This window comes from Streptomyces geranii (assembly GCF_002954775.1).
GTDB lineage: Bacteria > Actinomycetota > Actinomycetes > Streptomycetales > Streptomycetaceae > Streptomyces > Streptomyces geranii.
The window spans coordinates 36,252-42,638 of the sequence record NZ_PJME01000069.1 but is presented as its reverse complement, the minus strand read 5'-3'; the positions used below and the strand labels follow the sequence as shown (position 1 = coordinate 42,638).

Here is a 6,387-nt window from a genome sequence, read left to right as displayed (position 1 = left end):
GGCGCGAACACCTCCCCGGCGAACTCCTCCAACCGGCCACGACACGCTGAGAGTTCATCTGCCCTCATCCCTGCAGAGAAGCACCAGCCTGCCGCCGCGACAAGAGACCTAACAAAGCCCTACTAGGCCCTGTCGTCAAATTCCCGCCTGCCCCGCGGCGCCCGGCACGCCGAGAGCACGCACCGGACGCCGCGGAGCCGCCCTACGGGCGACGACGGGAATTTGACGACAGGACCTAGACGTCGGGGTCGATGTCCCCGTCGACGTACACCCAGGCCCCGTCGACCCGCTCGAACCGGCTCAGCTCACTCAGCGCGCCGCCCCGGTAGGAGGCCCGGAAGGTCACGGTGCCGGTGCTGTGGAACGCCGTACCGCCGTCCGTCGCGAGGATCTCCAGGCCCGTCCACCGCAGCCCCGGGTCGAACGCGACCTCGGCGGGGCGGGTGCGCGGGTGCCAGGTGCGCAGCAGGTAGGGCTCGTCCCGGCGCACGAAGGCGCTGTAGCGCGAACGCATCAGGGCCTCGGCGGTCGGCGCCGCGCCCTCGCCCCGGTGGAAACGGCCGCAGCAGTCGTCGTACGCGCCCGGGAGACCGCACGGACACGGGGAGCTGTGAGCGGGGGCGGAGGCGTGCTGGCGTCGGGGCCGCACGGGGCGTCGGGACATGGCCATCATTCTCCCGCACCATTCGCACCGCACCCCACCGCATCCCACCGCACCGCCCGACCCTCCGGTCGCCGCCCGGACGCGCGGGCCTACGCGGTGGTGGACGGCGGATAGGAGGGCCGTGCGGGCATCCGGGGCCCGGCCGCCGCCACCGAGGGCAGCGCGGGCAGCGCCCCCCGGAACAGCCACGCGGCGAACAGCTCGTCCAGCGGCTCGGAGGCGAAGCGAGCCACATACGCCGTGAACGTGGCCGTGCTGACCGACCCGCCCCGGTGCAGCCCCGCCCAGCCGCGCAGCATCCTGAAGAACGCCTCGTCGCCCAGCGCGCAGCGCACCGCGTGCACGGTCAGTCCGCCCCGCTGGTACAGCCGGTCGTCGAACATCAACTTCCGGCCGGGATCGGCCAGTCGGAGATCCTGTGGCCGTCCGGACAGCAACCGGTGCGCCACGGCGGCGTGTTGCTGTGCGCTGCGTCCGCCCGAGCGCTCGGACCACAGCCACTCCGCGTACTTGGCGAACCCCTCGTTCAGCCAGATGTGCCGCCAGTCCGCGATGGACACGCTGTTGCCGAACCACTGGTGGGCCAGTTCGTGCGCGACGAGCCGTTCCGAACTCCGGGCGCCGTCCACGTGGTTGGCGCCGAACAGTGACAACCCCTGTGCCTCGACGGGGACGTCGAGTTCCTCCTCGGTCACCACGACCGCGTACTCGCCGAAGGGGTACGGCCCGAACAGCTCCTGGAACAGTTCCATCATGGCGGGCTGGCGGGCGAAGTCCCGGGAGAACTCGGGCAGCAACTCGGCCGGAATGTGCCCGTGTTGGGGCACCCCGCCGAGCCCCGGATCGCCGAGGAGCACGGTCTGGTACTTGCCGATCGACAGCCCGACCAGATAGCTCGACGTCGGCGCCGACTGCTCGTACACCCAGGTGGTCGTGGACGCCTTCGTGGTCCGCGTGAGCAGCCGGCCGCCGGCCACCACCGAGTACGCCGAGGGCGTGGTGATCGAGATCTGGTAGGACGCCTTGTCGGCGGGCCGGTCGTTGCACGGGTACCAGGAGGGCGCCCCGATCGGCTGGCTCGCGACCAGCGCCCCGTCCTCCAGTTCCTCCCAGCCGAGCCCGCCCCAGGGGCTGCTGACCGGCTTGGGGTTGCCCGCCCAGTGCACCTCGACGGTGAACGCGGCCCCGGTCCGCAGCGGCTTCGCGGGGCGGATACGGAGCCTGCCGCCCCGGTGCGTGTAGTGCGCCGCCTTGCCGTCCACCCGGACCCGGCCGATCTTGAAGTCGCCCAGGTTCAGCTGGAATTCGACGAGCGGGGACCGGCCCGCTATCGCGTTGATCCGGGCCGTGCCCGCCAGCCGGTTCGGTCCCGGGCGGTAGTCCAGCGCGAGCTCGTACCGGTGCACCCGGTAACGGGCGTCACCGTTTGCCGGAAAGTACGGGTCCGAACCCACTGTCTGCTGAACGCTCACTGCTGAGTCTGCTCCCTGCGCTGTGCTCGTACGTGGTGCCGGAGATGCACCCTCCCCCGCCCCGGTACCCGAACGAGCCGCGCCCACCGCCTTCAGGAACGCCATGACTCGATCGGGTTGCCCAGCCAGCGGGTGTCGTCGGGAACGGACTCCGCCGCCATGACCAGCGACGCGGGACCCAGAGTGGACCGGGCCCCGACCGTGGAACCGGGCAGGACGATCCCGCCAGGACCCAGCGTCGCGCCCTCACGGAGGACCACAGTATCCGTCCGCAAGATCCGGTCGTGGAAGAGGTGTGTCTGGAGCACGCAGCCACGGTTCACGGTGGCCGCGTCCCCGATGGTCACCAGGTCGGTCTCGGGCAGCCAGTAGCTCTCCACCCAGACCCCCTTCCCGATGTGCGCGCCGAGCCCGCGCAGCCACGCCGACATCACCGGCGTACCCGGCACGGAACCCGCGAGCCACGGCACGGCGACGACCTCGACGAAGGTGTCCGCCAGCTCGTTGCGCCACACGAAGCCGCTCCACAGCGGGTGCTCACCGGCGCGGTGGCGCCCCACGAGCACCCACTTCGCGACGATGGACAGGGCGCAGCCGAGCGCGCCGACGCCGAGCAGGACCACTCCGCCCAGCAGCCAGAACCAGCCACCGAGCACACTGAACACGGCGACCGTCAGCACGGCAAGACCCGCCGAGCAGAACACCGGCACGATCCGGAACAGCTCCACCAGCGCCCGCGCCCACAGCAGATGCGCGGGCGGGTCGTACGTACGGCTCTGGTCGCCGCCGGAGGTGGACCGGGGCAGCTTCACCGGGGGCAGCCCCAGGTACGAGCTGCCCTTCTTCGCCTTCTTCGGCGTTGCCGACAGCACCCCGACCAGCCCGCCGTCGGGCACCGAGCGGCCCGGCGCGGTCATCCCGGAGTTGCCCAGGAAGGCCCGCCGCCCGATCTCGGCCCGCCCGATCCGCAGCCAGCCACCGCCCAGCTCGTACGGCGCGGTCAGCGTGTCGTCGGCCAGAAACGCACCCTCGCCGACGGTCGTCAGGCTCGGCAGCGCCAGCACGGTCGACACCTCGGCACCGCGCCCGATGCGCATCCCGAGCAGCCGCAGCCACACCGGCGTGATCAGCCCGGCGTACAGCGGGAAGAGGGTCTCGCGGGAGCGGTCCATGAGCTGGGTGACCGTCCAGGCCTGCCAGCCGATCCGGCTGTGCGTGGGATGCGTACCCTCGCGCAGGCCCAGGCTCAGCAGCCGTACGGAGATCAGCAGCACCAGCGCGTACGCGAGACCGAAGGCCAGCGTGGCCGGTACGAGAGCGAGCGCGACGCCCCGCAGAGCGGCGCCGAGCCCGGCGCTCGGGTCGACGAACAGGCTGGTGACCAGCAGCGCGACCACACCGGCCGCGACCGGCAGGGCGCTCAGCGCGAAACCGGTGATGCCGTACATGGCCCGCCAGGCACGCCCGCGCTGCGGACGCTCCTTCGGCCAGTTCCGCTTGGCCTTGCCCAGCTTGACGGCCGGAGCCCCGGCCCAGCGCTGCCCGGTCGGCACGGTCCCGACGACCGCCGAACCCGGTGCCACCTCGGCCCGCTTGCCGACCCGGGCCCCCGGGAAGAGCAGACTGCGCGTGCCGACCACGGCACCGGCGCCCACCTTGACGGTGCCGATCTCCAGCCGGTCCCCGTCCAGCCAGTGGCCGGAAAGATCCACCTCGGACTCGACGGCCGCGCCACGCCCCAGCTTGAGCATGCCGGTGACCGGCGGCAGCGAGTGCAGATCGACGTCCGCCCCGACCTTGCCGCCCAGCGCACGCGCGTACCGCTCCAGCCAGGCCCCGGTCAGCGAGGTCGCGCCGCTGAACTCGGCGAGCCGCTCGGCCGTCCAGAGCCGCAGGTGCACGCTGCCACCGCGCGGGTAGCGCCCCGGCTTCACGCCGCGCAGCAGCAGGCGCGCGCCACCGGCCGCGAGCGCGAGCCGCCCGGGCGGGGAGAAGAACACGGCCGCCCCGGCCGCGACCGCCCACCACGACGTGCTCGGCGCCCACGGATACGCACCGAACCAGTGCAGTACGTTCCCGGCGGCGGCCAGCGCGACCGCCCACCGCAGGCCGAGCAGCGTGAAGAGCGGGACCAGGAGGACGAGCTGGAGCGCCTTGGCGCGCAGCGGTACCGGGGCGATGATCCGACCGCTGGTGTCGTCCTGCGCGGACTCCTCCAGGTGGCGGGCGAGCGCGCGCAGCACGGGCTGCTGGTAGATGTCGAGGACGGCCGCGCTCGGGTAGCGGGTGCGCAGCCGGGTGGTCAGCTGGGCGGCGGCGAGGCTGCTGCCGCCGATCGAGAAGAAGTCGTCGGCCGCGCTGCCCACGGGGATGCCGAGGACCTCGCTCCACTGCTCGGCGAGCCACGCCTCCGTGCCGTACAGCTGGGCGGCGGGACCGGTCTCCATGCCCTCCAGCGGCCAGGGCAGGGCGTTGCGGTCGACCTTGCCGGACGTACGGGTCGGCAGGTCGTCGACCGGCGCGAGCAGCGGCACCAGGGCGGCGGGCAGCTCGGCGCGCAGCCGCTCCACGGCGGCGGCCTGGTCCCAGCCGTCCTGCGTCACGACATAGCCGACGAGCAGCTGGTTGCCGCTGCGCGCGGTCCGTACGGCGGCTGCGGCACCGGCGACCCCGGGCAGCGCCTGGAGGGCCGAGTCGACCTCGCCCAGCTCGATCCGGCGGCCACCGAGCTTGATCTGCTCGTCGGCGCGGCCGAGGAAGATCAGCCCCTCGGGCTCGGCCTTGACGAGGTCACCGCTGCGGTAGGCCCGCTCCCAGCCGAGGGATTCGAGCGGTGCGTATTTCTCGGCGTCCTTCTCCGCGTCGAGGTAGCGGGCAAGCCCGACTCCACCGATCACCAGCTGACCGCTGGCCCCCATGGCGACGGGCTCCCCGGCCTCGTCGACGACGGCGAGTTCCCAGCCGTTGAGGGGCAGCCCGATGCGGATCGGCTCGTCGCCGGTCATCAGGGAGGCACAGGCGACGACGGTGGCCTCGGTGGGCCCGTAGGTGTTCCACACCTCGCGGCCCTCGGTGACCAGCCGCTGCACCAGCTCGGGCGGGCAGGCCTCGCCGCCGAAGATCAGCAGGCGTACGTCGTTGAGGGTCTCGGGCTCCCACAGCGCGGCCAGCGTGGGCACGGTCGAGACGACCGAGATCTCCTGCTCGACCAGCCAGGGACCCAGGTCGGCGCCGCTGCGGACCTGGGAGCGCGGTACGGGCACCAGGCAGGCGCCGTAGCGCCAGGCCAGCCACATCTCCTCGCAGGAGGCGTCGAAGGCCACGGAGAGGCCCGCCATGACCCGGTCGCCGGGTCCCACGGGGTCGTCGGTGAGGAAGAGGGCGGCCTCGGCGTCCACGAAGGCGGCGGCGCTGCGGTGGCTGACGGCGACGCCCTTGGGCTTGCCGGTGGAGCCGGAGGTGAAGATGATCCAGGCGTCGTGCTCGGTGCCGGGACGGCGTGCGGGCAGCTCGCTGCGCCCGCCGGGCACGGTGATCTCGCACCCGGCCCCGACGACGGCCCGCACCTCGGCCTCGCCGAACACCAGCTCGGCCCGCTCGTCCGGGTCCTCGGCGTCCACGGGAACATAGGCGGCGCCGGCGGCCAGTACGGCCAGGATGGCGACGTACAGCTCATTGGTCCCGGACGGCACCCGGACCCCGACGCGGTCCCCGAGCCCGACACCGGCGGCGCTCAGCCGACGTCGTACGCTCTCCACCTCGACGGCGAGCGCGCGGTAGGTGAGAGAGGTCGTGCCGTCGTCGAGGGCGGGTTCGTTCGGGTACGAACGTACGGTGGCGTCGAAGACGTCGACGAGCGTGCGGGGCGAGGCGGCGGGCCCCGCGGAGAAACGTGCCGTGTCGCCGAACCGCTCGCGGATCTCTTCTTCGAGCAGACCGAGAGCACTGCTCTCGTGAATGGCTGCCATCAGTCCTCGCGTCTCGTTCCCGGAGACATTCCGGGGCGCTGGCGGGGGCCCGCAGGTCTGCCTGGGGTTGTCCTGCTCCAGCTCCGTTCCGTAACAAGCCGGAAATTTTAGTACGAGGCTAGGCTCGCGCCAGTCGGTCTGCCACGCGGGGCCGCTGTACAGGGGCTTTTCCGGGCGTGTCGGATCCGGGGCCGACGCCCCTGACCTGGTGATCTTCGTCGGCCACCAGGAAGGACGAGATTTCGCCCACACACAGCGAAAAGCCGCCCACGCAGAGCGAAAA

3 protein-coding genes are annotated in these 6,387 nt (G+C 72.4%); all 3 read right to left on the bottom strand.

What is annotated here, in order from left to right:
• Positions 1-235: 235 nt before the first annotated feature.
• The 3 genes from CW359_RS41480 to CW359_RS41470 all read right to left on the bottom strand — a co-directional run bounded on the left by CW359_RS41480 (position 236) and on the right by CW359_RS41470 (position 6,104).
• Positions 236-664: a YchJ family protein gene (locus CW359_RS41480; RefSeq protein WP_232838829.1), complete on the bottom strand. Its 429-nt coding sequence runs from the start codon at positions 662-664 to the stop codon at positions 236-238.
• 89 nt (positions 665-753) lie between these two features.
• Positions 754-2,136: a M1 family metallopeptidase gene (locus tag CW359_RS41475; RefSeq protein ID WP_105975433.1), complete on the bottom strand. Its 1,383-nt coding sequence runs from the start codon at positions 2,134-2,136 to the stop codon at positions 754-756.
• Between the two features lie 92 nt (positions 2,137-2,228).
• Entirely contained in the window at positions 2,229-6,104 is a 3,876-nt protein-coding gene (locus CW359_RS41470; protein WP_105975432.1) for a Pls/PosA family non-ribosomal peptide synthetase, read from the bottom strand.
• Between the last annotated feature and the right edge of the window lie 283 nt (positions 6,105-6,387).

What these genes read in the sequence shown, in the direction of transcription:
- CW359_RS41480 (WP_232838829.1), bottom strand. Translation starts at nt 664, where the DNA reads ATGTCCCGACGCCCCGTGCGGCCCCGACGCCAGCACGCCTCCGCCCCC.
- CW359_RS41470 (WP_105975432.1), bottom strand. Translation starts at nt 6,104, where the DNA reads ATGGCAGCCATTCACGAGAGCAGTGCTCTCGGTCTGCTCGAAGAAGAG.